Annotated in this window: 26 protein-coding genes; 16 read left to right on the forward strand and 10 right to left on the reverse strand. The window is 73.4% G+C overall.

All coding sequences use genetic code 11. The features are described 5' to 3' along the window. Positions 1–36: 36 nt before the first annotated feature. The 7 genes from HLI28_RS10695 (at position 37) to HLI28_RS10725 (ending at position 7,661) form a co-directional block, all read left to right on the forward strand. Positions 37–978: a carbohydrate ABC transporter permease gene (locus tag HLI28_RS10695; RefSeq protein ID WP_246246646.1), complete on the forward strand. Its 942-nt coding sequence runs from the start codon at positions 37–39 to the stop codon at positions 976–978. After that, entirely contained in the window at positions 975–1,880 is a 906-nt protein-coding gene (locus tag HLI28_RS10700; protein ID WP_171247510.1) for a carbohydrate ABC transporter permease, read from the forward strand. Before HLI28_RS10695 ends, HLI28_RS10700 begins: the two co-directional genes overlap by 4 nt. A 1-nt stretch (position 1,881) precedes the next feature. Beyond that, positions 1,882–2,877 carry an ROK family protein gene (locus HLI28_RS10705; protein ID WP_343035793.1) on the forward strand — a complete coding sequence of 332 codons (996 nt, stop codon included), beginning with the start codon at positions 1,882–1,884 and terminating at the stop codon, positions 2,875–2,877. 82 nt (positions 2,878–2,959) lie between these two features. Continuing rightward, complete coding sequence (locus HLI28_RS10710; RefSeq protein WP_171247511.1) at positions 2,960–4,273, forward strand: extracellular solute-binding protein; 1,314 nt, start codon at positions 2,960–2,962, stop codon at positions 4,271–4,273. A gap of 22 nt (positions 4,274–4,295) precedes the next feature. Then, positions 4,296–5,078, forward strand: a complete 783-nt coding sequence (gene nagB, locus HLI28_RS10715; protein WP_171247512.1) for a glucosamine-6-phosphate deaminase — start codon at positions 4,296–4,298, stop codon at positions 5,076–5,078. A 418-nt stretch (positions 5,079–5,496) separates the two neighbouring features. Continuing rightward, a complete protein-coding gene (locus HLI28_RS10720; protein WP_171247513.1) occupies positions 5,497–5,814 on the forward strand; it encodes a DUF3039 domain-containing protein in 318 nt (105 codons plus the stop codon). Between the two features lie 65 nt (positions 5,815–5,879). Then, positions 5,880–7,661: a DEAD/DEAH box helicase gene (locus HLI28_RS10725; RefSeq protein WP_246246667.1), complete on the forward strand. Its 1,782-nt coding sequence runs from the start codon at positions 5,880–5,882 to the stop codon at positions 7,659–7,661. Between the two features lie 30 nt (positions 7,662–7,691). Here the strand turns inward: HLI28_RS10725 and HLI28_RS10730 are convergent, their stop codons facing one another. Further along, a complete protein-coding gene (locus HLI28_RS10730; protein WP_171247515.1) occupies positions 7,692–9,122 on the reverse strand; it encodes a nicotinate phosphoribosyltransferase in 1,431 nt (476 codons plus the stop codon). A gap of 97 nt (positions 9,123–9,219) precedes the next feature. On the opposite strand from HLI28_RS10730, the gene clpS reads away from it, so the two are divergent. The 5 genes from clpS to HLI28_RS10755 all read left to right on the forward strand — a co-directional run bounded on the left by clpS (position 9,220) and on the right by HLI28_RS10755 (position 12,309). Further along, positions 9,220–9,534 carry an ATP-dependent Clp protease adapter ClpS gene (gene clpS / locus HLI28_RS10735; protein ID WP_171247516.1) on the forward strand — a complete coding sequence of 105 codons (315 nt, stop codon included), beginning with the start codon at positions 9,220–9,222 and terminating at the stop codon, positions 9,532–9,534. Continuing rightward, positions 9,531–10,211, forward strand: coding sequence for a DUF2017 family protein (locus tag HLI28_RS10740; RefSeq protein WP_171247517.1), 681 nt, complete (start codon positions 9,531–9,533; stop codon positions 10,209–10,211). Before clpS ends, HLI28_RS10740 begins: the two co-directional genes overlap by 4 nt. Positions 10,212–10,304: 93 nt before the next feature. Beyond that, complete coding sequence (gene murI / locus HLI28_RS10745; protein WP_171247518.1) at positions 10,305–11,108, forward strand: glutamate racemase; 804 nt, start codon at positions 10,305–10,307, stop codon at positions 11,106–11,108. Then, on the forward strand, positions 11,105–11,911 hold the full coding sequence (locus tag HLI28_RS10750; protein WP_171247519.1) for an MBL fold metallo-hydrolase: 807 nt from the start codon (positions 11,105–11,107) through the stop codon (positions 11,909–11,911). Before murI ends, HLI28_RS10750 begins: the two co-directional genes overlap by 4 nt. A 26-nt stretch (positions 11,912–11,937) precedes the next feature. Further along, positions 11,938–12,309 (forward strand): DUF3054 domain-containing protein, encoded by a 372-nt coding sequence (locus tag HLI28_RS10755; protein WP_304603536.1) that lies wholly within the window; start codon positions 11,938–11,940, stop codon positions 12,307–12,309. Positions 12,310–12,400: 91 nt separating this feature from the next. On the opposite strand, the gene rdgB is transcribed toward HLI28_RS10755, so the two are convergent. From rdgB to HLI28_RS10790, 7 genes are all read right to left on the reverse strand, one after another. Beyond that, positions 12,401–13,063: an RdgB/HAM1 family non-canonical purine NTP pyrophosphatase gene (gene rdgB / locus HLI28_RS10760; protein ID WP_171247520.1), complete on the reverse strand. Its 663-nt coding sequence runs from the start codon at positions 13,061–13,063 to the stop codon at positions 12,401–12,403. 1 nt (position 13,064) lies between these two features. Next, positions 13,065–13,802 (reverse strand): ribonuclease PH, encoded by a 738-nt coding sequence (rph, locus tag HLI28_RS10765; protein ID WP_171247521.1) that lies wholly within the window; start codon positions 13,800–13,802, stop codon positions 13,065–13,067. 34 nt (positions 13,803–13,836) lie between these two features. Next, positions 13,837–14,628, reverse strand: a complete 792-nt coding sequence (locus HLI28_RS10770) for a response regulator (RefSeq protein WP_171247522.1) — start codon at positions 14,626–14,628, stop codon at positions 13,837–13,839. Positions 14,629–14,633: 5 nt separating this feature from the next. Next, complete coding sequence (locus HLI28_RS10775) at positions 14,634–15,968, reverse strand: histidine kinase (RefSeq protein WP_171247523.1); 1,335 nt, start codon at positions 15,966–15,968, stop codon at positions 14,634–14,636. Continuing rightward, entirely contained in the window at positions 15,955–17,649 is a 1,695-nt protein-coding gene (locus HLI28_RS10780; protein ID WP_171247524.1) for a sodium:solute symporter family transporter, read from the reverse strand. The genes HLI28_RS10775 and HLI28_RS10780 overlap by 14 nt, the downstream gene beginning before the upstream one ends. Further along, the gene (locus HLI28_RS10785) at positions 17,646–17,975 is read right to left on the reverse strand and encodes a hypothetical protein (protein WP_171247525.1); all 330 of its coding nucleotides are present in this window, start codon (positions 17,973–17,975) and stop codon (positions 17,646–17,648) included. Before HLI28_RS10785 ends, HLI28_RS10780 begins: the two co-directional genes overlap by 4 nt. Positions 17,976–18,037: 62 nt before the next feature. Then, the gene (locus tag HLI28_RS10790; RefSeq protein WP_246246648.1) at positions 18,038–18,499 is read right to left on the reverse strand and encodes a hypothetical protein; all 462 of its coding nucleotides are present in this window, start codon (positions 18,497–18,499) and stop codon (positions 18,038–18,040) included. Between the two features lie 275 nt (positions 18,500–18,774). On the opposite strand from HLI28_RS10790, the gene HLI28_RS10795 reads away from it, so the two are divergent. The 3 genes from HLI28_RS10795 (at position 18,775) to HLI28_RS10805 (ending at position 21,385) form a co-directional block, all read left to right on the forward strand. Then, on the forward strand, positions 18,775–19,098 hold the full coding sequence (locus HLI28_RS10795; protein ID WP_171247526.1) for a DUF4212 domain-containing protein: 324 nt from the start codon (positions 18,775–18,777) through the stop codon (positions 19,096–19,098). Continuing rightward, positions 19,095–20,771, forward strand: coding sequence for a VC_2705 family sodium/solute symporter (locus tag HLI28_RS10800; RefSeq protein WP_171247527.1), 1,677 nt, complete (start codon positions 19,095–19,097; stop codon positions 20,769–20,771). Before HLI28_RS10795 ends, HLI28_RS10800 begins: the two co-directional genes overlap by 4 nt. Positions 20,772–20,863: 92 nt before the next feature. Beyond that, on the forward strand, positions 20,864–21,385 hold the full coding sequence (locus HLI28_RS10805) for a DUF1697 domain-containing protein (RefSeq protein WP_171247528.1): 522 nt from the start codon (positions 20,864–20,866) through the stop codon (positions 21,383–21,385). A 76-nt stretch (positions 21,386–21,461) separates the two neighbouring features. On the opposite strand, the gene HLI28_RS10810 is transcribed toward HLI28_RS10805, so the two are convergent. After that, positions 21,462–23,099 (reverse strand): ABC transporter permease, encoded by a 1,638-nt coding sequence (locus HLI28_RS10810; RefSeq protein WP_343035795.1) that lies wholly within the window; start codon positions 23,097–23,099, stop codon positions 21,462–21,464. Further along, on the reverse strand, positions 23,096–24,040 hold the full coding sequence (locus HLI28_RS10815; protein ID WP_171247529.1) for an ABC transporter ATP-binding protein: 945 nt from the start codon (positions 24,038–24,040) through the stop codon (positions 23,096–23,098). Before HLI28_RS10815 ends, HLI28_RS10810 begins: the two co-directional genes overlap by 4 nt. A 148-nt stretch (positions 24,041–24,188) precedes the next feature. Here HLI28_RS10815 and HLI28_RS10820 point away from each other — a divergent pair, with 148 nt between their 5' ends. Further along, positions 24,189–25,814 (forward strand): ATP-binding cassette domain-containing protein, encoded by a 1,626-nt coding sequence (locus HLI28_RS10820; protein ID WP_171247530.1) that lies wholly within the window; start codon positions 24,189–24,191, stop codon positions 25,812–25,814. The last annotated feature ends 4 nt before the right edge of the window (positions 25,815–25,818 follow it).

Consider the following 25,818-nt stretch of genomic DNA (forward strand, 5'->3'; position numbering starts at 1 on the left):
CACCCCGCTCGTCCCATGACCGGGAAGGAGGACCGCATGACCCTGACCACTGGCAGGACCGCCGGATCGGACGGCATCGCGATCCGCCGTCGGCGCACGCCGGCCACCCCCTATCTCCTGCTGATCCCCGCGGTCGCCGCCCTCCTGGTCGGCCTCGGCTACCCCGTCTACTGGCAGATCATCACCTCGCTGCAGGAGTTCGGGCTCATGCAGCAGTTCGGTGCCCCGCCGGAGTTCATCGGCCTGGACAACTACACGCGGATCTTCACCGACCCCGAGGTCTGGTCCGTGGTGGCGAAGTCCATCGCGTTCTGCCTCGTCAACGCCCTGGTGACCGTCGGTCTCGGCCTCGGCCTCGCGGTGCTGATGCGGGCGGTGCCCGGCTGGGTGCGCATGTCGATGCAGATCACCCTGCTGCTGGCCTGGGCCACCCCGCTGGTCGCCGCCGTGACCGTGTTCCGCTGGCTCTTCGACGACCGCAACGGCGTCGTGAACTGGATGTTCGTCCAGCTCGGCCGGGAGAACCTCGACGGGTACAACTGGCTCGGCAACGTCTGGACGTTCTTCCTGGTGGCATCGCTGGTCGTCATCTGGATGTCGGTGCCGTTCGTGGCCCTGTCCATCTACGCCGGGCTCACCCAGGTCTCCGAGGAGGTGCTCGAGGCCGCCCGCATCGACGGTGCGGGCTCGCGGCAGATCCTGTGGCGGATCATCATGCCGCTCGTGCGGCCGGTCATCGCGATCGTGCTGCTGCTGCAGATCATCTGGGACCTGCGGGTCTTCGCCCAGATCCGGCTCCTGCAGGACGCCGGCGCCCCGATCTCCGAGACGAACCTGCTCGGCAACTACATCTACGAGCTCGGGGTGGGCAGCCAGGACTTCGCCGGCGCCGCCGCCGTCTCGCTCTTCGTCCTGGTGCTCACGATGGTCCTGTCAGGCCCGTACGTGCGCTATCTCATGAAGGAGGACGCGGCATGAGCGCCGTCCTTGCGGACACCGCAGCCCCCGCGGCACGTACCGGGGAGCGACGTCCCGTGCGCCGTCGTCGGATCCGGCCGGGCAAGATCCTGCTGAGCGCCCTCGGCCTGCTGATGGCCCTGGTGTGGGTCTTCCCCGTCTACTGGATGATGAACTCGGCGGTCACCCCGGACGCGATCCTCGGTGCCGACACCCCGCAGCTCCTGCCCGTCAGCTTCACGCTGACCAACCTCCGATCGGTGCTCACCGACTCCGGGTTCCTCAACGCCCTCGGCATGAGCGTCATGGTGACGTTCCTGACGATCACGCTGGTGCTGGCCTTCGCGTTCCTCGCCGCCCTGGCCATCAGCCGGTGGCGGTTCCGGGGCCGGACGAGCTTCATCCTCGCGGTGCTGTTCATCCAGATGCTGCCGGCCGAGGGTCTGTTCATCGCCCAGTACCAGATGATGTCCAGCCTCGGTCTGCTCAACCAGGTCATCGGCATCTCGGTGCTGTACGTGGCCATGCTCGTGCCCTTCACCGTCTGGATGCTGCGCGGGTTCGTCGCGGGCGTCCCGATCGAGCTGGAGGAGGCCGCGATGGTCGACGGGCTCTCACGGCCGCGCGCCTTCCTGCGGATCACGTTCCCGCTGCTGGCCCCCGGGCTCGTCGCCTCCGGGGTGTACGCGTTCCTGCAGGCGTGGAACGAGTTCACGACCGCGCTGGTGATCCTGCCCGCCGAGTCGGCGCAGACGCTGCCGATCTGGCTGCGCAGCTTCCTGTCGGCGTCGGCCAACCGGGGCATCAACTGGGCGGAGGTCATGGCGGCCTCCACGCTCATCGCCGTGCCGGTGATCGTCTTCTTCCTGTTCGTGCAGGGGCGGATGACCTCGGGTCTGGTCTCCGGGGCGGTGAAGGGCTGACGTGGACGAGAACGGCACGGCGACGCCTCCGGCGTCGCCCGGACCCAGCGTGGGCCTGGACATCGGCGGCACCAAGACGCTCGCCGTCCTGCTCGCCCCCGACGGCACCGTCGCGGCGCAGACGCGCCTCCCGACGGCCCCCGGGCCCCGCGGCGTCCTCGACGGCGCCGTGCGCGCCGTCGAGGGTGTCACCCGCGCGGCGGACGTCCCGGTCGAGGACGTCACCGGGGTGGGCGTCGGCATCCCCGGTCTGGTGGACGCCGTGGACGGCAGCGTGCGCCACGCGGTCAACCTCGGCCTGGACGGGGAGGCCCTCGAGCTCGCGACGCTGCTCTCCGCGCGGCTCGGCGGGATCGGCGTCGGCGTCGAGAACGACCTGAACGTCGCCGCCGTCGGGGCCGCCCACCTCCTCGAGGTCGCCGACCCGGCCTCCGGTCCGGTCGACCTGGCCTTCCTGGCCCTCGGCACCGGTCTGGCCGCCGGGGTCGTGCTGGACGGCAGGCTCCGACGCGGCAGCCACGGGGCGGCCGGCGAGATCGGTCACGTCCCCGTCGACCCCGCCGGTCCGCCGTGCGCGTGCGGCCAGCGCGGCTGTCTCGAGCTCTACGCCTCGGGCTCGGCGATCAGCGCCGTCTGGCCGACGACGTCGGGCCGGCCCGCCCCGGTCGAGCTGTTCGAGGCGGCCGAGGCCGGGGACCCGCGGGCCGTCGCCGTGCGCGACCGGTACGCGAGCGCCGTCGCGGCCGCCGTCCGCCTCCTCGTCCTCAGCGTCGACGTGCGCTACGTCGTCCTGGGCGGCGGCGTCTCCCAGCTCGGGCAACCGCTGCTCGAGGCCGTGCAGGAGGCCCTCGAGGACGAGTCCGCAGCCTCCGGGTTCCTGCGCAGCCTGGACCTGCCCGGCCGCGTCCGCCTGGCCCCCGGCCGGGTCCCGGTGGGAGCGGTCGGTGCCGCCGTCGTCGGGCGCGGGCACGCCGCCCGGGTGCCCGACCTGCGCTGAGGCGCGTCCCGACCGGCCCACCGACACCCCCGCCCGTCCGGCACACCACCGACGCGGGCACGACCGAGAGGAACCGTCGACCGTGCGACTCCGCCGCGCCCTGGCCGCGACGACCGCCGTCGTGCTCGCCACGCTGACCGCCGGGTGCGGGGCGGGCGAGGCCGAGCCGGAGGTCTCGGACGACATCGTCCTGTGGCTCGTGGGTGCCGACACCGGCGACGAGCTGCGCGACCACCTCGTGACCACCTTCGAGCGACGGAACCCCGGCGCGACGCTGACCATCGAGGAGAAGCAGTGGCCCACCCTCGTCGACGACCTCCACCGGGCCCTGGGCGATCCCTCCGCCACCCCCGACGTCGTCGAGCTCGGTAACACGCAGGCCCCCACGTTCACCCATGCGGGCGCGTTCCGCGAGATCTCGCCGGCGCTGTACGCCGATCTCGGCGGGGACGACCTGCTGCCGTCCTTCGTCGAGGCGGGGTCGGTCGCGGGCACCGTGTACGCCCTGCCGTACTACTTCGGCTCCCGCCACGTCTTCTACCGCAAGGACGTGTGGCGCCGCGCCGGGGTCGAGGTGCCCGAGACGCTGGGCGAGTTCGGCGACGCCGTCACGACGCTCACCACGGGCAGTCGTGCCGGGTTCGCCCTGGGCGGCCAGGACTGGCGCAACGGGATCTCCTGGGTGTTCGCCCACGGCGGCGACCTGGCCGTCGAACGGGACGGCTCGTGGGTCTCGACGCTGTCCGACCCGGACACGGTGGCCGGGCTCGAGGCCTGGCAGGACGTCTACCGGCACGCCTCGTTCCTGCCCACGACCGAGGTCGACACCGGCTACTGGGAGTACCTCAACGACGGCGTCGAGTCCGGCGTCCCGGCGGCGGCCGCGATGATGGCCCCCTCGTGGGCCCGCTGGGAGATGGGGGACCTGGTCCGGGACGACCAGGGCGTCGAGGTCCGCGACGGCATGGCCGACGAGGACACGTGGGGGGTGTTCGCGCTGCCGGGCGTCGACGGCGGGGTCGCGCCGGTGTTCGCCGGCGGCTCGAACCTGGCGATCTCGTCGCTGACCCGCAACGCCGCGCTCTCCGAGGACCTGCTGCGCGTCGTCTACTCGGACGCGTACCAGACGATGCTCGCCGAGTCCGGGCTGGGCCCCGCCGACACCCGGTTCACCGACCTGATGACCGACGACGTCTTCGGTCGCACACTGGTGGCGACGGCGGAGGCCTCACGGCTCACCCCGGCGGCGCCCGGCTGGGCGGAGATCGAGTCCCGAGGTCTCTACGAGGACCTGTTCGAGGAGATCGCGCGCGGCGGCGACGTCGCCGCGGTCGCCCGGGAGTACGACGCGCTCATCACCCCGCTGCTCGACGGCACGGCCGACGACGGCGCATGACCGACGCAGGAAGGAGACCTCGATGGAGGTCGTGATCGCTCCCGCCCAGGAGCTGGCGGTGCTGGCCGCCGAGGCGATCGAGGCGTTGCTGCGGCGCAGGCCGCAGGCGGTGCTCGGGCTGGCCACGGGGTCCAGCCCCTCGCAGGTGTACGACGAGCTGGCGCGACGCCACACCGAGAGCGGGCTGTCGTTCGCCCAGGCCCGCGGCTTCATGCTCGACGAGTACGTGGGGCTGGCCGCCGACCACCCGGAGCGGTACCGCAACGTCATCGCCGCCGACATCGCCGAGCGGGTGGACTGGCCGGCGGACCAGGTGCAGGGACCGGACGGGCTCGCGTCGGACCTCTCGGCCGCGTGCGCGGCGTACGAGCGGGCGATCGCTGACGCCGGGGGAGTGGACCTGCAGCTGCTCGGGATCGGGACGGACGGGCACATCGCCTTCAACGAGCCGGGGTCGTCGCTGGCCTCGCGGACGCGGATCAAGACGCTGACGACCCAGACGCGGGTGGACAACGCGCGGTTCTTCGACGGGGACGTCGAGCAGGTGCCCACCCACTGCCTGACCCAGGGGCTGGGCACGATCATGGAGGCCCGGCACCTGGTGCTGCTGGCCACGGGCCGGCACAAGGCCGAGGCCGTGCACCAGCTGGTCGAGGGGCCGGTCTCGGCGCTGTGGCCGGCGACGGTGATGCAGTTCCATCCGCACGCCACGGTGCTCGTCGACGAGGCCGCGGCCTCGCGGCTCCAGCTCGCGAGCTACTACCGGCAGACGTACGACTCCAAGCCGGCCTGGCAGGGCCTCTGACCCGCGGGCCAGGATGCCTGGTCGCGGGTCAGGACGCTCCGCCGCGAGTCAGGACGCTCCGCCGCGAGTCAGGGCCATCGGTCGCGGGTCAGGGCGACCGGTCGCGGGTCAGGATGCTCGGTCGCGGGTCAGGACTCTTTGCCGCGGGTCAGGGGTCGGCAGTGCGGAGCACGTCACGGTGTGACGTTCCGCGCGCTGCGCCCCGGTGCGCCCGGGCCGAACCGTCGGCGGGCGCACCTCCTCGTCCCGCCCGCCCTGACTCGCGGAGGACCGTCCTGACTCGCGCAGCAGCGCCCTGATTCGGCGGAACGTGCCCTGACCCGGCGCGTGCGGACCTGACTCGTGACCCGTCCGGGACGCCTCGGTGGAGGTGCCGGTTCGCCTCGACCCACGATGTCCGGCACGTAGGATGGGGCGCATGAGCGAGCCCCTCTCCACCCCGCCGGCCGACCCCTCGCAGGACACCGGGTCGGGGACGAGCGTGCTCGAGCGCCCCGACACGCGGGAGCAGTCGGCGGAGCCGGGTGACCACGAGCGGTTTGCGCACTACGTGCGCAAGGAGAAGATCATGCAGTCGGCGATGTCCGGCAAGCCCGTGATCGCGCTCTGCGGCAAGGTCTGGGTGCCGGGCCGCGACCCCGCGAAGTTCCCGGTGTGCCCGATCTGCAAGGAGATCTACGACGGCCTGCGTGACCCGCAGGACGGCGACGACGGCAACTCCGACTCCGAGTCGTGAGCTTGCCGGTCCCCGAGTCGGAGTCCGTCGACCTCTTCGCCGCCGCCGCCGAGCCGGCCAAACCGCTGCCGCAGTCGCCCTCGGTCTCGGCCGCCTCCCACCTCAGCCCCGCATACCCGCGTCGTGCCCCGTGGGGCACGGCGTCGAACCTGCGGGCGTGGCAGGCCGAGGCCCTGGAGCTCTACCACCAGCGCTCGGCCCGCGACTTCCTCGCCGTCGCCACGCCGGGCGCCGGCAAGACCACGTTCGCCCTGCGGGTGGCCACCGAGCTGCTCGACGCCGGCGTGGTCCGGCGGGTGACGGTCGTCGCGCCGACGGAGCACCTCAAGCACCAGTGGGCGGACGCCGCCGCGCGGGTGGGCATCCGGATCGACCCGTCGTTCAAGAACGCCCAGGGAAAGCACGGGTCGCACTACGACGGCGTCGCGCTGACCTACGCCCAGGTGGCCGCCAAGCCCGCCCTGCACCGGGCGCGCACCGAGGCCGCCCGCACCCTCGTCATCCTCGACGAGGTGCATCACGGGGGTGACGCCCTGAGCTGGGGCGACGCCATCCGGGACGCGTTCGAGGACGCCACGCGACGTCTCGCGCTCACCGGCACCCCGTTCCGGTCGGACACGGCGTCGATCCCGTTCGTCACCTACGAGGCCGACGCCGAGGGCATCCGGCGCTCGAGGGCCGACTACACCTACGGCTACGGCGACGCGCTGCGCGACCACGTGGTGCGCCCGGTGCTGTTCATGACCTACTCCGGCGAGATGCGCTGGCGGACCCGCGCCGGGGACGAGGTCAGCGCACGCCTCGGCGAGGACATGACCAAGGACATGCATTCCCAGGCGTGGCGCACGGCCCTGGACCCGCGCGGCGAGTGGATCCCCTCGGTGCTGGCGGCGGCCGACCGGCGGCTGACCGAGATGCGCCGCTCCGTCCCGGACGCCGGCGGCCTCGTCATCGCCACCGACCAGGCCGACGCCCGCGCCTACGCCGGGCACCTGGCCCGCATCACCGGGACCTCGCCGACGGTCGTGCTCAGCGACGACGACGGCGCCTCGGCGCGCATCGACGAGTTCTCCGCCGGGACGGACCGCTGGATGGTGGCGGTGCGCATGGTCTCCGAGGGCGTCGACGTGCCCCGGCTGGCCGTGGGCGTCTACGCCACGAGCACCTCGACGCCGCTGTTCTTCGCCCAGGCGGTGGGCCGGTTCGTCCGCGCCCGCAAGCGCGGCGAGACCGCGTCGGTGTTCCTGCCGAGCGTGCCGCTGCTGCTCGGCCTCGCCAACGAGCTGGAGGCGGAGCGCGACCACGCCCTCGACCGCCCGCAGACGGCCGAGGAGCAGGGGATCGAGTACGACCCGGAGGCCGCCCTGCTGGCCGCGGCCAACAAGGAGGAGAAGGCGTCCGGCGAGCTGACGGGTTCCTTCGAGGCGCTGGACGCGCAGGCCTCCTTCGACCGTGTGCTGTTCGACGGCGGCGAGTTCGGCACCGGCGGCGACATCGGCTCGGACGCCGAGCAGGACTTCCTGGGGATCCCCGGGCTGCTGGACGCCGACCAGGTCTCCACGCTGCTGCGACAGCGTCAGGCGGCGCAGACCCGCGGCCGCGACGGCGCCACCAGCGGCGAGGCCGTCCTGGAGCAGTCCGAGCAGGAGCACCGCCGGGCGGCGGCGCTGCGCAAGGAGCTGTCGAAGCTGGTCTCCGCCTGGGCGCGCAAGAGCGGGACCCCGCACGGCAAGGTGCACAACGAGCTGCGTCGGCGCTGCGGCGGTCCCGAGGTGCCGCTGGCCACCGCCGACCAGCTCGACGCCCGGGTCGAGACCGTGCGCGGCTGGTTCGTCGGCAAGCGCTGACGCGCGTTCCCGCGGTCCCGCTGCGGCCGGTCAGGACAACGACTCGGTGACCGTGGGGATCGCCGGGTCGCCGGCCGAGAGCCGCCGGGCTCCCCGGGGCAGCTCGTTGCGGGACCTGGTGTGCTGCTCGGCCGCCGTGCTCACCCCGTGGGCGCCGACCCACCGCGAGTCGATCGCTCCGTCCGTGACCAGCGGCACCTGCAGGGGGCGCAGTCGGCCGCCGTCGGCGGCCTCCTCGGGCGGCTCCCACGCCACGACGTCCTCGTCCGGACCCGTGAACAGCACCTCCTCGACGGCCCGCTCGTCCTCGTCCAGCCGACGGGCGGCCGCCTTGCGCCCGCCCGCGGTCGACTTGTGCGCCGAGGCCTTCGCCACCGCCTGCAGCCGGCCCGCCGAGTCGGCGCGCGCCACGAGCTTGTAGACCATCCCGCAGGTCGGGGCGCCCGAACCCGTCACCAGCGCGGTGCCGACGCCGTAGGCGTCCACCGGTGCGGCGGCCAGGCCGGCGATGGCGTGCTCGTCCAGGTCGGAGGTCACCACGATCTTGGTGCCGGTGGCCCCGAGCTCGTCGAGCCGGGCCCGGACGTCGATCGCCATCGCCCCGAGGTCGCCGGAGTCCAGCCGGACGGCCCCCAGCCCGGTGCCGGCCGCCTCGATCGCCCGGTCCACGCCGCGCCGCACGTCGTAGGTGTCCACCAGCAACGTCGTCCCGACCCCGTGCCACGAGACCTGGGAGGAGAACGCCGAGCTCTCGTCGTCGTGCAGGAGCGTGAACGCGTGGGCGGCGGTACCGATCGTCTCGAGCCGGTAGCGGTAGCCGGCCTCGAGGTTCGACGTCCCGACGAACCCGCCGACGACGGCGGCCCGGGCGGCGGCGACAGCGGCGACCTCGTGCGTGCGCCGCGAGCCCATCTCCATCACGGGACGGTCCACCGCGGCGCTGGTCATCCGGGACGCGGCCGAGGCGATGGCGGAGTCGTGGTTGAGGATCGACAGCACCAGCGTCTCCAGCACCACCGCCTCGGCGAAGGTGCCCTCGACCTGCAGCACGGGCGACCCCGGGAAGAACGTCTCGCCCTCCGCGTAGCCGGTGACGGTCCCGGTGAACCGGAAGTCCTGCAGGAACTCCAGGGTCCGGTCGTCGACCACGCGCTGCCGGGCCAGGAAGTCGAGCTCGGTGTCCCCGAAACGAAAGGCGGGCAGCGCCTCGAGCAGCCGGCCCGTGCCGGCCAGCACGCCGTACCGTCGGCCGGCCGGGAGGTGACGGGTGAACACCTCGAAGACGCAGTGGCGGTGGGCGGTCCCGTCGGCGAGCGCCGCCGCGAGCATCGTCAGCTCGTACCGGTCGGTGAGGAGCCCGAGCGAGGGCCGGGGTGCGGTCAGGGGGACGTCCGAGGAGGACGGCGGGACGGTCAGGGGGCTCGTCGCCGGGTCGTCGTCGGCCCGTCGCTCGTCGGTCATGCCCCTACGGTACGGCGCGCGCGCCGCTTCGGGCAGGAGGAACGGGTGCGGCGCGTGCGGTCCCGCCCCCGCGCGGCCGTCCCCGTAGGGTGGTGGCATGACGGAAGCGGCGACGCAGGAGGACACCAGCACCGAGGAGGTGTTCGGACTCGCCGACCCCTGGGTCACCATCGTGTGGAACGACCCGGTCAACCTCATGAGCTACGTCTCGTACGTCTTCGAGAGCTACTTCGGGTACCCCGAGGCGAAGGCACGCACCCTGATGCTGCAGGTGCACCACGAGGGCCGGGCGGTCGTGTCGACCGGCCCGAAGGAGCGCATGGAGGTCGACGTGCAGGCGATGCACGGGTTCGGCCTGTGGGCCACCATGCAGCAGTCGGACGCGCCGGGCGCGGCAGGGGAGGGGGCATGACGCCGTTCCGGTCCACCCCTGCCGGGTACGTCGCCACCTGGGAGCCCGTCGAGCGCGAGGTGCTGGCGCGCGTCGCCCGCGACGTCGCCGACCTGCTCAGCGCGGACTCGGGGCTGCCCGAGGACGCCGCGGAGTCCGCCGAGGTCGCCTTCACGGGGGTCGCTCGCGTCCCGCGCGACCCGGCCGTCCAGCGGCTGCTGCCGGACGCCCACCGGGAGGACGAGGAGGTCGCCGCCGAGTTCCGCCACCTGACCCAGACGGACCTGGCCGCCGGCAAGGTCGCCCGGCTGCGGGGGTTCGCCGAGACCGTCGACCCGTCCGTCGAACCGGTCACCGACCCGGGGGACGGCGACCAGGTGCTCGTCGAGCGCGACGGCGCCCAGGACTTCGCCGCCGCCCTGACGGACGTGCGGCTCGTGCTCGCCGAGCGGCTCGGCCTCGACGACGACGGGGACGTCGAACGGCTGCACGACGAGGTCATGTCGGGGTTGATGTCCGAGGACGAGGACGAGGACGAGGACGAGGACGGCGACGACGGGGACCCGGACGAGGCGTCGGGGTTCGACGCCGAGCAGCGCGTCTACTGGGGCGGGGTGTTCGTCGCGGCCGGGTTCGCCCAGGAGTCCCTGATGGACGAGCTCCTCGCCGACCTCAGGGCCCGCCGCGGCACGGACTGAGGGCTGTCGGCGGCCCGGTGCTGTGGTGCGTGCCACGCGTGGCTCCGATCACGAAACCGGTGCTCAGGACGTCGCGACGTTAGGCTGCCAGCCGTGAACGACGCCCCGATCGGGATCTTCGACAGCGGGGTGGGCGGTCTCACCGTCGCCCGCTCGATCCTCGACCAGCTCCCGCACGAACGCCTGCACTACATCGGCGACACGGCGAACGGCCCGTACGGGCCCAAGCCGCTGGCCGCCGTGCGTGCCATGGCGCTCGCCGTGATGGACCGGCTGGTGGACGACGGCGTGAAGATGCTCGTCATCGCCTGCAACTCCGCCTCGGCGGTGGCGTTGCGGGACGCGCGCGAGCGGTACACCGTCCGCCGCGGCATCCCCGTGGTCGAGGTGATCCTGCCGGCGGCGCGCCGGGCCGTCGTCGCCTCCCGCTCCGGTCGGATCGGTGTCATCGGGACCAAGGCGACGGTGGACTCGCTGGCCTACGACGACGCCTTCGCCGTCACCCCCGGGATCGAGGTGACGAGCCAGGCGTGCCCGGAGTTCGTCCGGCTGGTCGAGGAGGGCACGACGTCGGGACCGGAGGTCTTCGACATCGCGACCCAGTACCTCGCCCCGGTGCGGGCGGCCGGCGTGGACACGCTGGTGCTGGGCTGCACGCACTACCCGCTGCTGGCGGGCCCGATCTCGTACGTGATGGGACAGGACGTGACCTTGGTGTCCTCGGCGGAGGAGACGGCCCTGGACGTGTACCGCAAGCTCGTGGCGCACGACCTGGAGCGGTCGCTGGACGCTCCCGCGCCGGAGCACCGCTTCGCCGCGACCGGGAGCCCGGCACCGTTCGCGGACCTGGCCCGCCGGTTCCTCGGACCGGAGGTCGACCTCGTGGAGGCTGCATGAGACTCGTGACCGTCGGTGTCTCCGGCTCGTTGCCGGGGCCGGACTCGCCCGCGTCCTGCTACCTGGTGCAGGCCGACGACGCGGAGCGGACCTGGAACGTGGTGCTCGACCTGGGGTCGGGTGCGCTGGGTCCGCTGCAGCGTCACGTGGACCCGGCCGACCTCGACGCGATCGGCCTGTCCCACCTGCACCCCGACCACTGCTCGGACCTGAGCGGGCTGTACGTGTACCTCAAGTACCACCCGGAGCGCGGCGTCGTCCGCACCGGGGTCCCGCGCGAGCTGCCGGTGCTGGGGCCGTCCGCGACCTGCGAGCGGGCCGCGGCGATGTACGGGCTCGAACCGGGCGAGGACATGGCCACCGAGTACGCCTTCCGCACCTGGGAGCCCGGGTCGCCGGTCCGGGTCGGCCCGATGACGCTGGAGCCGTTCCGGGTCAACCACCCGGTCGAGGCCTACGGCGTGCGGGTGACCGGGCCGTCGTCGGACCGTGCGGGGGAGTCCGCGACCCTGGTGTTCTCCGGGGACACGGACATGTGCCCCGGGTTGGTCGAGGGGGCACGGGGCGCCGACCTGCTGCTGTGCGAGGCGGCGTTCCTCGAGGGACGTGACGACGGCGTGGAGCGCGGCATCCACCTCACGGGCCGGCGCGCCGGGAAGGTCGCCGCCGAGGCGGCTGTCGGCCGGCTGCTGCTGACGCACCTGCCCGCGTGGACGGACCCGGCCGACACGCTCGCCGAGGCCCGCGGCGTGTTCGACGGCCCGACGGAGCTCGCCGTCGCCGGCGGCGTCCACACGCTCTGAGCCGGCGGGTGGGTACGCTCGACGCCGTGCAGAAGCTTCCCGTCTGGCCGGCCGTGATCGCCGACCTCGTGTGCGTGCTGGCCTTCACCCTCGTCGGCACGGCGAGCCACGCCTCGGCGGGGTCGGCCGGTCACGTCGTGGCCGTGGCCGCGCCGTTCGTGATCGGGCTGGCCGTCGGCTGGCTCGCGACCCGCGGGTGGCGGGCGCCCGCGCAGCCGTGGCCGACGGGCGTGGCGATCTGGTTCGCGACGGCGGCTCTCGGCCTGCTGCTGCGCCCGCTGTTCACCGGGGGCTTCGCCTGGTCGTTCAGCCTGGTCACCGCGGTGTTCCTGGCGCTGACGATGATCGGCTGGCGGCTGCTGGCCGCTCTCGCCCAGCGCCGCCGCCAGACGTCCTGACCACCCGGGACGCTGTGGGCATGAAATCGGCAGCTCGACCCCCGGGTCGAGCTGCCGATTTCATGCCCACAACGGTGACGGGCGGACAGGGTCAGGGGCGCAGCGCCGCCGCGATGGCCGGAGCCAGGGAGCGCAGCGCCTTGCCGCGATGGGAGATCGCGTTCTTCTCGGCGGCGCTCAGCTCCGCCGACGTGCGCCTGCCCGGCGTCCCGTCCGGGCCGGCCGGCTGCTCGACCGGCACGAGGATCGGGTCGTACCCGAACCCGCCCGTGCCGCGCGGGGAGCGCACCAGCACCCCGGGCATCTCGCCCATCGCGACCTCCTCGCGGCCGTCGGGGGTCACCAGGGCGGCCGCGCAGACGAACGCCGCCGCACGGTGCTCGTCGCGCACGTCGCCGAGCTGACCGAGCAGCAGCTCCAGGTTCGCCGCGTCGTCACCGTGGCGGCCCGCCCAGCGGGCCGAGAAGATCCCCGGGGCGCCACCGAGCACGTCGACGCTGAGCCCGGAGTCGTCCGCGACGGCGGGCAGCCCCGTCGCGGACGCCAGGGCGCGCGCCTTGATCAGCGCGTTCTCGGCGAAGGTCACGCCGTCCTCGACCGGCTCGGGGGCGTCCAGGTCCCCGGCGGTGACGACCGCGTCGTCGGGCAGGTCGGCCAGCCCGGGCTCGGCGCGCAGGATCGCCAGCAGCTCGACGAGCTTCTTGCGGTTGTGCGTGGCCAGCACCAGCCGGGCCGACGCCGGGGCGCCGGCCACCTCAGGCGCCCTCGGCCAGCGCCGCCTGCTGGGCGGCGGTGAGCTCGGTGGTGCCCGCCACCGCGAGGTCGAGCAGCGCGTCCAGCTCGTCGCGGCGGAGGGGGACGCCCTCCGCGGTGCCCTGGACCTCGACGAAGGCGCCGTCACCGGTGGTGACGACGTTCATGTCCGTCTCGGCGCGCACGTCCTCGACGTAGGGCAGGTCCAGCATCGGGGTGCCGTCGATGATGCCGACGCTCACCGCCGCCACGGACCCGGTCAGCACCGTCTTGCCGCCCGGGGTGATGACGCCGTGCCGGGTGCCCCACTCCACGGCGTCGGCGAGCGCCACGTACGCGCCGGTGATCGCGGCGGTGCGGGTGCCGCCGTCGGCCTGCAGCACGTCGCAGTCCAGCACGATCGTGTTCTCGCCCAGCGCCGAGACGTCGACGACGGCGCGCAGCGCGCGGCCGATGAGACGCGAGATCTCGTGCGTGCGGCCGCCGATCTTGCCCTTGACGGACTCGCGCGGGCTGCGCTCGTTGGTCGCACGCGGCAGCATCGCGTACTCGGCGGTCACCCAGCCCTCGCCGGAACCCTTCTTCCAGCGCGGAACGCCCGCGGTCAGCGACGCGGTGCACAGCACGCGGGTCTTGCCGAACTCGATGAGCACCGAGCCCTCGGCGTTCTCGCTCCAGTGGCGGGTGATCGTCACCGGGCGGAGCTGGTCAGGGGTACGGCCGTCTGCACGCGTGGTCATGGCCCTCACCCTAACGGGGCGGGCCGGGCACCCGTCACATGCCGAACCGTCGCCGCAGCTCGCGGGCGTGACGCCGCGAGACCTCGACCCGGGACCGCTGCCGGTCGTCCATGACGACCACGAGAGAGCCCTGGAAGTCCGGGACGAGCTCGCGCACGTGGTCGAGGTTGACCAGGTAGGACCGGTGGGCCCGGAAGAAGTGCCCGCGCAGGCGTCGCTCCAGCTCGTTGAGCGACATCGTGACCAGCAGCCGCTCGTCGGCGAGCTTGAGGTAGGAGTAGCCGCGGGCCGCGCTGGCGTACACGATCGAGGCGCCGTCGACCAGGACGGTGCGGCCGTCGCGCTGCACGGGGATGCGCACGAGGGTGTCGGCGTCGCCGCCCGACGGCGGGCGCGGACCGGGCGGCGGGCTCGTCGCGCTGTCGTCGCCCCGGTCGGCGGCCGGCTCCACGGTGCCTCCGCCGTCGGTGCGCAGGGCGCGCTCCAGGGCACGCTGCAGCCGGTCGGCGTCGAACGGCTTGAGCAGGTAGTCCACGGCCGCGAGGTCGAAGGCGTCCACGGCGTGGTCCGGGTAGGCGGTGGTGAAGATGACCTTGGGCGGGCGGGGACGGTCCCGCAGGGCGGCGGCGACCTCCAGGCCGGAGCCGCCGGGCATGCGCACGTCCAGCAGCACGAGGTCGTAGTCGAGGGAGTCCAGCAGCAGCAGGGCCTCCTCGCCGTTGGTGGCCTCACCGACGACCTGGACCTGGCCGACCTCCTCGAGCAGGTAGCGCAGCTCGGCCCGGGCGGGGGCCTCGTCGTCCACGATCAGCGCCTTCGGTCGCACGGGCGTCACCTTAGCGGGATCCGCAGGTCGACGGTCGTGCCCTTGCCCGGCCGCGAGGCGACGTCGAACGAGTACCGGTCCCCGAACAACGCGTCGAGGCGCTGGGAGATGTTCCACATCCCCACCCCGGAGTGGTGCGCGCCCGACGCCGCGGGGTCGGGTCGCCGGCCGGCCAGGAGGCGTTCCAGCGTCTCCGGCGGCATGCCGACGCCGTCGTCGCTGACCCGGATCGAGGTCGTGCGGGTCAGCGGGTCCACGCGGGCCCGCAGGTGCACCGTGCCGCCCGAGACGGAGTCGGCGATCCCGTGCTTGACGGCGTTCTCGACCAGCGGCTGGATGACCAGCACCGGCACGCGGGAGGTCAGCACCTGCGGGTCGATGTCGTAGCGCACCCGCAACCGGTCGCCGAACCGCGCCTGCTCCAGCGACACGTAGGTGCGCACGAAGAAGTACTCCTGGCTGAACTCCGCGAAGTGCCCGTCCTGGCGGACGGCGTAGCGGAAGAAGTCGCTCAGCCGCAGCAGGAGCTGACGGGCCTCGTCCGGGTCCGTGCGGGACTTGGAAGCGATGGTGTTGAGGATGTTGAACAGGAAGTGCGGGTTGATCTGCGCCCGCAGGGCGTCGAGCTGGGCGTCGGAGGCCAGGTGGCGCTCGCGGTCCATCTCGGCCAGCTCCAGGTGCAGGGAGAGCATCGAGGCCATGTCGTCCACCAGCACCCGCGGGGCCGGCTCGTCCTGGGTGCGGTAGACCTTCAGGGTGCCGACGATCCGGTCGGCGACCGCCAGCGGGGCGACGACGGCGGTGCGCAGCGGGCAACCGGGCTCGGGGCAGCCGATGCCCTCGCGGGCGTGGACGACGACGGTGCGGCCCTTGCCGAGCGCGAGCCGGGAGACGCGGGTCTGCATCGCCTGGCCGACCTTGTGGTGGTCGCTGCCCGGGCCGACGAACGCGAGCACCTGCTCAGTGTCGGTGATGGCGATCGAGTCCCCGCCGAGCAGCGGCCGGATGAGCTGGGCGGTGCGCCGTGCCGCGTCCCGGGTCAGCCCGTTCCGCAGCGGGACGGACCGGCCCGCCGCGGCGATCGTCAGACCGTCGCGCAGGCCGCGGGGGTCCTGCGGCCGGGCGGCCGGGCGCCAGGCCCGCGTGCGGGTGCCGGACCCGGACCGCGGTCCGCGCAGGGCCGACGGGTAGCCCAGGACGACGACGGTGCTCACCACGAGACCGGCGACCATCGTCGCGAGCACGCCGAGCGGGGGCGTGACCAGCACCTGGGTGACCAGGTACACCAGCCCCCAGGCCGCCACGAGCACCGCCGCCAGCAGCCAGCTACCGCCGCGCACGTCGCACCTCCCGGCGCCGTCGGCGCGACTCGGCGAGGACGAGCCGGGCCAGTGCCTGCGTGTGCCGGTCGGCCGCCGTGCCGTGCATGATCAGCCACGACCGCTCGACGTCGGGCGGCGGCGCGGTGGACCGGGAGACGACGACCGTCACCACGGTGGTCAGCGGTGCGGCCAGCAGGGTCGGGGCGAGCAGCAGGTCGGGCCACGGGGAGCCGTCGGCGACCGTCCCGGCGGTCAGCATCGCGATCACGACCACGACGCCGGTGGTCATCCCGGCCACGGCGCCGGCCGCCGTGGTGCGGCGCCACCAGATCGACAGCAGGAACACGGGGGTCAGCGCGGAGCCGGCCACCGCGAACGCCCAGGTGACCATCGTGGCCACGATCGAGGGGGTCGAGGCGGCGAAGGCCTCGGGCCTCAGCACCAGCCCGATCCCGGCCGCCGTGCCGGCGGTCACCAGGGTGGTGATGCGCCCGGCGCGCACGGCCTGCCGCTGGGTGGCGCGGGGGTTGAGGTGGCGTTCGTAGACGTCGTGGCCCCAGGACGCGGCCGCGGCGAGCAGCAGACCGGCGATGGTCGACAGCACGGCGATGAGGGCACCGGCCGCGACGACGCCGAGCCCCGCGTCACCGCCGTAGATCCGCCCCAGCACCGGCAGCGCGTGCTCCGGGACCGTCAGCACGCCGTCCACGGTGAGCTCGTCGAGCCACGGGTTGTCGGCCACGGCGCCAGGGACGATCTCGCGGGCCGCGGTGCCCAGCATGACCGCCACGGCGTAGAACACCCCGGCGAGGCACAGCACCCACACGGTGGTGGTGCGGGCGGCGCTGCCGGTGGGGGAGGTGAAGTACCGGTTCATCACGTGCGGCAGCCCGGCGGTGCCCATCGCGAGCGTGACCATGAGCGCGATCTGGCCCAGCACGTCGTAGCGGGCACCCGGTTCGCCGAACACCGCGGGTTCGCCCGGGTGCAGGGCGTTGGGCTCCGTGGCCAGCCCGCCGTCCGGCGCCGGGTTCCCCAGCGGCGCCGTGGAGATCTGCTCCACGGCGTCGCCGTAGTGGAAGCCCTCGCCGATCACGGTCGCGGCGAGCCACAGCAGCGCCCCGAGCAGCAGCAGGAACTGCACCGCCTGCGTCCACGTGGTGCCCCGCATGCCCCCGAACGAGACGAGGGCGGCCACCACCGCCGTGGACACCACGATGCCGGTGGCGTACGGGCTCAGCCCGGCCACGCCCTGACCGACCAGCAGCTCCCAGGTGATGCCGGACCCGACCGTCTGGGGGACCAGGTAGGACAGGATCACCAGCTGGACCACGCCGACCGCGACGAGCCGCACCCGCTCCGAGCCGAGCCGCCGGCCGAGGAAGTCCGGGATGGAGAACTCGCCGAACCGGCGCAGCGGGGCGGCGACGAACAGCAGCACCGGGACGAACCCGGCGGCGAAGCCCACGGCGTACCAGGCGCCGTCCAGGCCCGTGGCGTACACCGCGGCGGCCACGCCCAGGAACGAGGCGGCGGAGAAGTAGTCGCCGCAGATCGCCCACGCGTTCGTCGCCACGCCCACGCGCTGCCCGGCGAGGTAGAAGTCGACGGTCGACGTCCCGCGCGGGCGCATCACCAGCGCGACCACCGACACGAGGGCCAGGACGACGGTGAGCGTCAGACCGCTGGCCAGCGTCACCGGGCGTCCTCCTCGTCCACGGTGTCGTCCGCGGGCTGGGCGGCCTCGCCCAGCATCCGGTGCTCCACGGCCGAGGACAGCCGGGCGGCCGCGATCCCCAGCACGGCGAAGAAGCCGTACAGCCCGAAGGCAGCCACGAGGAAGCCCGGGCTCATGCCGCCGACGAGGCGTGCCTGCGACCACCAGTCGAGGGTCAGCGTCAGCACCGGGAAGGCCGCGACGCCGAGCAGGAACACGACGAAGTAGCCGACGGCGACGCGTCGCAGGGTGCGGAAGGTCGCATCCACCTCGGCGGGCGTGTCCCGCGTGCCGACGTCGTCGTCCATGACCGAGCACTGTACGGAGCGCCGGGCCGGCGGGGAAGAGCCGGACGGGGCGCCCCGCCGGGTCATGACGCGGCGACGGCGGGGGAGCGCAGCACCCGGACACCCGTGGCGAGCAGCACGACGGCACCACCGGCCGCCATGACCAGGCCGATGCCGGGCATGGCCTGGCCCCAGGAGTCCGTGGCCGCGCTGACCTCGCCGAGCCGCACGAGCTGCCAGCCCACCACGAAGGCCACGGAGGTGCCGGCGACGAGGCTGTGGGAGATCGCGACCCAGCGGCGCGGGATCACCGCGCCGGCCACGGCGACGAAGCCTGCGCACAGCGTCCACAGCCCGGGGCCGGCGGTGCCGCTCAGGGTGCCGACCGGGGTGATGACCCAGGGCAGGAGGCTGCCGACGATCACGGCGAGCGCCCCGAGCAGCATGCCCAGACTGCCCGGGTGGAAGACCCGGGTCCGTCGGGCCGGCGTGCGTCCGCCGGCGCGCAGCAGGTTGCCCAGGGAGGTGCTCGTCGTCGAGGCCATGGGTCCGACTGTAGGTCCCGGACGGCGGGAGGGAGCCCGGGAGTCGGTGAGCGGCACGGTTCGTCCCGCGGGCGGTCGGTCGGGCCGCCCGAGCGGTGCGGTCGCGCGGGGGCGACCGGTGGGCGCCGTCTGCCGACCGTTCGCGGGACGGACCCTGCCGCCGGGGTGTGAAGGTCTTGTGACCGCGGTCACCGCTGCGCTTCGCTCGGGTGCGTACGAGGACGGACGTGCCCCGGACGACGACGTCCGGGGGAACGCGACGAAGGGAGCGTCCGATGGTCGACACCGAGCGAGGCAGCTCGCCGGATCCCGGGCCACCGCCCGACAACGGGTGGCGCCAGGAGTACTGGAAGAAGAACCTGCGGCTGATGATCGTGCTGCTCAGCATCTGGTTCCTGGTCTCGTTCGTGTGCGGGATCCTGTTCATCGAGCAGCTCAACACGATCGAGGTCTTCGGCTTCCCCCTGGGGCTGTGGTTCGCCCAGCAGGGCTCGATCTACACGTTCATCGTCCTGATCCTCGTGTACACGCTGCGCATGGACAGGCTCGACGACGAGTACGGCGTGGCCGAGCGTGACGAGGAGGGCCGGCGGCTGTGAGCGACATCCAGATCTGGACCCTCGTCTTCGTGGGTCTGTCCTTCGGGACCTACCTGACCATCGCGTGGCGCAGCCGCGTCCGCGAGACCAAGGGCTTCTACGTCGCGGGCCAGGGCATCCCCGCCGTGGCGAACGGTGCCGCCGTCGCCGCCGACTGGATGTCCGCGGCGTCGTTCATCTCCATGGCGGGCCTCATCGCCTTCCTGGGGTCGGACGGCTCCGTCTACCTCATGGGCTGGACGGGCGGCTACGTGCTGCTGGCGCTGCTGCTCGCCCCGTACCTGCGCAAGTGGGGCAAGTTCACCGTCCCCGAGTTCGTCGGGGACCGGTACTCGGAGTACGTGCGGCTCATCGCGGCGGTGGCCGCGATCATCGTGTCCTTCACCTACGTGGTGGGTCAGATGCGCGGCGGCGGCATCGTGTTCAGCCGGTTCCTCAACCTCACGATCGAGGGCGGCGTGGCCGTGGCCGCGGGCGTCATCTTCCTGTACGCGGTGCTGGGCGGGATGAAGGGCATCACCTGGACCCAGGTCGCCCAGTACACGGTGATGATCGTCGCCTACCTCATCCCGGCGTGGACGATCGCGCAGAAGATGACCGGCTTCCCGGTGCCGCAGGTGACGTTCGGGCAGATCCTCGACGAGCTGAACGCGCTGAGCCAGGAGTTCGGCCTCGAGCAGTACACCGAGGCGTTCGCCGTGCGGCCCCAGCTCGACGTGTTCCTGGTGACCCTGTCGCTGATGATCGGCACGGCGGGTCTGCCGCACGTCATCATCCGCTTCTACACCACGAAGTCGGTGCGCGGTGCCCGGTTCAGCGCGCTGTGGGCGCTGGTGTTCATCGGCCTGCTGTACACCACGGCCCCGGCCGTGGGGGCGTTCACCAAGCTGAACCTCATGCAGTCGGTGAACGGGGTGGCGGTGGACGCCCTGCCGGCCTGGGTGAACAACTGGGCCGCCACGGGGCTGGTGACGGTCTCCGACTCCGCGTCGACGATCACGACGTTGAGCAACGACCCCGCCTCGGGTGCGGACCTGATCGTCAACAACGACATCCTGGTGCTGGCCACCCCGGAGATCGCCGGGCTGCCCGCACCGATCGTCGGGCTGGTCGCGGCCGGCGGCCTGGCCGCCGCGATGTCGACGGCGGCCGGTCTGCTGCTCGTCATCTCCTCCTCGGTGTCGCACGACCTGTACTTCCGGGTCGTGAAGAAGCCGACGTCGGACTCGCGCCGCCTGCTCGTGGGGCGGATCGCGATGGGTGCCGCGGTGCTGGTGGCGATCTACGGCGGCATCAACCCGCCGGCGTACGTGGCCCAGGTGGTCGCCTTCGCCTTCGGGCTGGCGGCGTCGACGTTCTTCCCGATCCTCGTGCTGGGGATCTTCTGGAAGCGCGCCAACGCCGTCGGGGCGGCGTCCGGCATGATCTCCGGCCTGGCGTTCACCGGGGCGTACATGATCTACACCCTCGAGGTGTTCGGGACGTCGTCGCACGAGTTCCTGTTCGGCATCTCGCCGGAGGGCATCGGCGCGCTGGGTGCGCTGGTGAACGTGGTCGTCACGGTCGTCGTCTCGAAGCTGACGACGCCACCGACGGAGCACGTGCAGGAGATGGTCGAGGAGCTGCGGTACCCGGCGCGCCGGGTGACGTCCCCCGTGGCGGAGACCGAGTAGGGGACGTCGTCCCCGTGCTCGACGTCCGGGCCCGGACCCCACGGGGGGTCCGGGCCCGGACGCGTCGGGTCAGAGCGGACCGTTGAGGCAGGATGGATCACGTGCACGTGGCCTTCTTCCGGAACCTGAACCAGGGTCAGCGCTCGCAGCCCACCACGGCCGACCTGCGGGCGGCCTTCGCCGAGGCCGGCGCGGCCGTGGCCGAGCCGTACCGGTCGAACGGCACGATGGTCTTCGCGGGCGACGACCCCGACGCCGTGGTGGACGACGTCCTGACCGCGCTGGCCGTGCGCACCCCCTACGACGACCTGGTCCTGGTGCGCCCCCTCGCGTTCCTCGAGCAGGTCGTGGACCGGCACGCCGGACCGGACGCGCACCGCCGCGAGCTGACCCTGTTCCCGGGCACCGTGGTGATCGCCGACGACGTCCTGGCCCACGAGGCGGGACGCCGCCGGTGCGCCGTCGTGGACCGGGGACCGGGCTGGGCGGTCGTGCACAACGACCGCGACCGGCAGAGCAACGGGACACCGGCCCTGGAGGCGGCCGGGGCCCGGCGCGCCACGTCGCGCGGTGTGCCGACCCTGGCCGGGCTCGTGGAGCGGTTCGGCGGCTGATCCCGGGACGCCGCGTCCAGGTCCGCGTCGCGCGGACGGGCGGATCGTGGCGCCGCGGGATCCTCGACGCGGGCGGTCACCGGGCCAGGTCCCGCCGGCGGAAGCCGACGAACCCGACGAGGAGGAACCCCACGGTGACCAGGCTGATCCAGCCCAGCCCCGTGAGGTCGACGTCCGCGGCGCTGACGTCCGGGACGTGCCAGAAGGGACTGATACCGAGCACCCAGTCGTCGAGGCCGAACGTCGGGCCGAGCAGGGTGAGGAGGAACGAGACGAGGACGCCGACCCAGGCGACGAGGGCGACGGCCGGCCGGGCGCCGACGACCGCCACGGACACCGCGACGACCGTCCAGACGGCGGGCACGGTGGCCACGGCCTGGCGCAGGACGTCGCCGACGCCGACGCCGATGTCGGCGGTGCCGGCGAGCCATCCGATGACCGCCCCCGCGACCAGGACGTACAGACTCGACGCCCCCAGGGCGAGGAGCACGTGACGTGCGTAGTAGCGGGTCCGTGAGACGGCGGTGGCCAGGATCGGCTCGACGCGGTCGACCGTCTCCTCGCTGCGGACCTTGAGCATGATCTGCACACCGGGGACGGCGGCGATGATGCCGACCAGGCTGAGGATCGTGACGACGAACGCCGAGGTGAGCTCGTCGGGGCTCGTGGCGCCGGCGGCGAGGATCTGCTGCACGGCCGGGTCCGCGCCGAAGATGTCCGTGATCGAGGTGGCGAGGTAGCCGAAGACGACACCGAGCATGAGGGACGCGAGGGCCCAGGTGACGAGGGGGCCGCGGTTGAGCCGCACGGCCAGGCGCCAGGCCGTGGTGTCCTTCCCGCGGGCCGGGCCGGGGCCGGGCGTGATCGTGCCCTGGCCGAAGTCGCGACGGGCCTGGAGGGTGAACGCGACGGCGAGGAGCACCAAGGTCAGGACGACGGCGAGCGACAGCGGCCACCAGGTGTTCCCGCTGGCGGGACGGGTCTCGGTCATCCACGACAGGGGATTGACCCAGGAGGTCCACCCCGGGGCGTCGACGGAGTAGGCGAAACCGCGCAGCACGAACAGCACCCCGAGGGTGCCCACGGCCATCGAGCTGGCGGTGCGGGCGTCGGCACCGAGCTGCGCGGTCACCGCGGCGACGCCGGTGAACATCCAGCCGGTCGCGGTGAAGGTGGCACCCAGCAGCAGCGTGGCCTCCCACCCGCCGCCGCACAGCACGGTGACCAGAGCGGCGACCACGCCCAGCACGAGGGAGCCGATCAACGCCATCGCGGCGCCCGTCAGCAGCCGGCTGCCGCGCCCCAGCACGCCGGACGCGAGCAGCTCGGCCTGGCCGGAGTCCTCCTGGGCCCGGGTGGCCCGGATCACCGCGAAGATCGCACCGAGGGCGGACAGGAAGCCGCCGAGGGCCAGGGCGCGCCAGGCGTTGAAACCGTCCGCGGTGGACAGGTCGTAGGCCGGGCCGAAGATCAGGCCGAGAGCGGGGTTGGACCCCACGGCGGCCGCCAGACCCTCACGGCTCTGCTGGGTGGGGAACACCCAGGGGTAGACCAGCACCGACGAGGCGGACAAGAGGGTGGCGATCGCGATCCACGGGGCGAGCAGCCGCCCGTCGTGCCGCAGCGACGTGCGCAGCAGCGGAGCGGTGCCGGTCAGGTGGCCGCCCCGGGGCTGTGCGTGCGCCGGGTGGTGGGCCGTGGCCGTCGTGCTCACGGTGCGGTCCCGGTCTCGCCGCTGGTCGTCGTCCCGGTCGGGGCGGACGCCTGCTCGTCCTCGTACAGGCGCAGGAACAGGCTCTCGAGCGACGGCGGCTCGACGGTGAGCGAGACCAGACCGTACCCGGTGAGCAAGGTCATCGCCTCGCCGATCCGGGTGGACTCCACCGTCGCCGTGAGTCGGTCGCCGTCCAGGTGGACGTCGTGCAGCGAGGACAGCTCGTCGATGGCGGGAGCCCGTTCGAGCACGGCGCGCACGGTCGTGCGCACGTCTCCGCGCAGCTCCTTGAGGGTGCCGGTCTGCACGATCCGTCCCTCGCGGATGATGCTGAGCCGGTCGGCCAGCGTCTCGACCTCGGCCATGATGTGGCTGGACAGCAGCACGGTCGCCCCGCGCTGCCCGGCCTCGCTGATGACCTCCTGGAACACGGCCTCCATCAACGGGTCCAGGCCGCTGGTGGGTTCGTCGAGGATCAGCAGCTCGACGTCCGAGGCCAGCGCCGCGACGATCGCGACCTTCTGCCGGTTGCCCTTCGAGTACTGCCGGCCCCGCTTGGTCGGGTCCAGCTCGAACCGCTCGACCAGGTCGGTGCGCCGCGTCTCGTCCAGGCCGCCCCGCATCGAGCCGAGCAGGTCGATCGCCTCGCCGCCGGTCATGCCCGGCCACAGCGACACGTCGCCGGGCACGTAGGCGAGGCGCCGGTGCAGCGCGACGACGTCCGACCACGGGTCCTGCCCCAGCATCCGGACGGTGCCGCCGTCCGCCTTCAGCAGACCCAGCAGCACCCGGATCGTCGTGGACTTCCCGGCACCGTTCGGGCCCAGGAAACCGTGCACCTGGCCCCGCTCCACCTGCAGGTCCAGTCCCCGCAGCGCCGGGAACCTGCCGTAGGACTTGGTCAGCCCGACGACCTCGATCACCGGGTCCGATCCGCTCATGTGCTGGTCCTCTCGGGTGCCTGCCGCCGGACACGGCGGCCTGACCACAGCACACTCCATCACCGGGACACTCGCATCGCCGACCTGCGAGCGGTCGCCGGCCCGCCGAGCGGTCGGGTGCCCACGTCGAGGTGCCTAGGCTGGTCCGGTGCAGCTCGTCGCGTCCGACCTCTCCTACGCCTACCCGGAGCACCCCGTGCTCCGGGGCGTGGACCTGCGCGTCTCCGACGGCATGCGCCTGGGCGTCGTGGGGGAGAACGGGTCCGGCAAGTCCACGCTGCTGCACCTGCTCGCCGGCACCCTGCCGCTCCAGGGCGGACGACTCCAGCGGCACGGGTCGGCGGCGCTGGTGACCCAGGAGCTCACGGAGGCGGCGGGCCGCACCGTCGGCGACCTCGTCGCCGACACCCTCGCCGACCTGCGGGCGCTCGCCACCGACCTGCAGCGGGCCGCCGAGGCCTTCGACCACGACCGTGGCGACCTGCGCGCGCTGGGGGAGCTGCTGGGCCGGGTCGAGCACCTCGCGGCGTGGGACGCCGACCGCCGCGTCGACGAGGCGCTGACCCGGCTGGGTGCCGTCCGCGACCACGCCCGCCGGCTCGACACGCTGTCGGTCGGGCAGCGCTACCGCGTACGGCTGGCGTGCCGGCTCGTCGAACGGGCCGACCTGCTGCTGCTGGACGAGCCCACCAACCACCTCGACGACTCCGGCGTCGACTACCTGACCGAGCAGCTGCGGACGTGGCGCGGCGGCGTCGTGCTGGTCACGCACGACCGGCAGCTGCTGGACGACGTCGCGACCGCCGTCTACGACCTCGACCCCTCGATGGACGGCCGGCCCGTGCTGTACGGGCAGCCCGGCTACCACGCCTACCGGTTCGGCAAGGCGCAGATGCTCGCCCGCTGGCAGCAGCGCTACCGGGCGGAGCAGGAACGCGCCGCCACGCTGTGGTTCCGCCGGGACAGGTCCTACGAGGGTCTCTCCGACGAGTGGCGCCCGCCCAAGGGTTCCCAGAAGCACCGCCGCGGGACGCGAGCCCGCATCCACGTCAAGGCGGCCGACCGCCTCGTGGAGCAGCTGGAGGCCGAGGCGCTCGACGTCCCGCCCCCGCCGCTGGAGCTGGCCTTCCCGGACCTGCCGGCGATGTCGCCGGGCTGGGACCCCGGCGACCCGCTGGTCGAGCTGCGCTCGCCCCGGGTCGTGGCCCCGGACGGCGGCCTGATGCTCGACCTGCCCGGGACGCGGCTGGCGGTCCCGCCGTCGGGCCGGCTCCTCGTCGTGGGGCCCAACGGCACGGGCAAGTCCACCCTGCTGTCGGCGCTCACCGGGACGGGCACGCTGGCCCGCGGTACCCGCACGCTGCGGCCGGGGGTGCGTCTCGGCACCGTCGCCCAGGAGGGGCGGGTGCCCGACGGCGCACGGAGCGGCTTCGACACCTACGCGGCCGAGGCGCTGACGCTCCTGGACCGCGGCGAGCTCGACCCGGACCACGTGGTGCCCGTCGCGGCGCTGGGGCTGCTCACGGAGGACGAGCTGGACCGGCCGGTGACCGAGCTCAGCGTGGGGCAGCAGCGCCGTCTGGACCTGGCGCTGGCGCTGCTGCACGCCCCCCACCTGCTCGTGCTCGACGAGCCCACGAACCACCTGTCCGTCGACCTGGTCGACGCCCTGACGCCGGCGCTGCAGCGCACCCCGGCGGCCGTCGTCGTGGCCACCCACGACCGGCGGATGCGCGCGGACCTGGCCGGCTGGCCGGTCCTCGACCTCGGCTGACGGC

Origin of the sequence: Isoptericola sediminis (assembly GCF_013085345.1) — a bacterium.
Classification (GTDB): Bacteria; Actinomycetota; Actinomycetes; order Actinomycetales; family Cellulomonadaceae; genus Isoptericola; species Isoptericola sediminis.

Coding starts and splice junctions, on each gene's coding strand:
- rph (WP_171247521.1), bottom strand. CDS start 13,802: ATGACCACGCGTGCAGACGGCCGTACCCCTGACCAGCTCCGCCCGGTG.
- HLI28_RS10790 (WP_246246648.1), bottom strand. CDS start 18,499: ATGGCCTCGACGACGAGCACCTCCCTGGGCAACCTGCTGCGCGCCGGC.
- HLI28_RS10795 (WP_171247526.1), top strand. CDS start 18,775: ATGGTCGACACCGAGCGAGGCAGCTCGCCGGATCCCGGGCCACCGCCC.
- HLI28_RS10730 (WP_171247515.1), bottom strand. CDS start 9,122: ATGACCGACGAGCGACGGGCCGACGACGACCCGGCGACGAGCCCCCTG.
- HLI28_RS10815 (WP_171247529.1), bottom strand. CDS start 24,040: ATGAGCGGATCGGACCCGGTGATCGAGGTCGTCGGGCTGACCAAGTCC.
- HLI28_RS10750 (WP_171247519.1), top strand. CDS start 11,105: ATGAGACTCGTGACCGTCGGTGTCTCCGGCTCGTTGCCGGGGCCGGAC.
- HLI28_RS10785 (WP_171247525.1), bottom strand. CDS start 17,975: ATGGACGACGACGTCGGCACGCGGGACACGCCCGCCGAGGTGGATGCG.
- HLI28_RS10720 (WP_171247513.1), top strand. CDS start 5,497: ATGAGCGAGCCCCTCTCCACCCCGCCGGCCGACCCCTCGCAGGACACC.
- HLI28_RS10805 (WP_171247528.1), top strand. CDS start 20,864: ATGGATCACGTGCACGTGGCCTTCTTCCGGAACCTGAACCAGGGTCAG.
- HLI28_RS10740 (WP_171247517.1), top strand. CDS start 9,531: ATGACGCCGTTCCGGTCCACCCCTGCCGGGTACGTCGCCACCTGGGAG.
- HLI28_RS10695 (WP_246246646.1), top strand. CDS start 37: ATGACCCTGACCACTGGCAGGACCGCCGGATCGGACGGCATCGCGATC.
- nagB (WP_171247512.1), top strand. CDS start 4,296: ATGGAGGTCGTGATCGCTCCCGCCCAGGAGCTGGCGGTGCTGGCCGCC.
- HLI28_RS10700 (WP_171247510.1), top strand. CDS start 975: ATGAGCGCCGTCCTTGCGGACACCGCAGCCCCCGCGGCACGTACCGGG.
- clpS (WP_171247516.1), top strand. CDS start 9,220: ATGACGGAAGCGGCGACGCAGGAGGACACCAGCACCGAGGAGGTGTTC.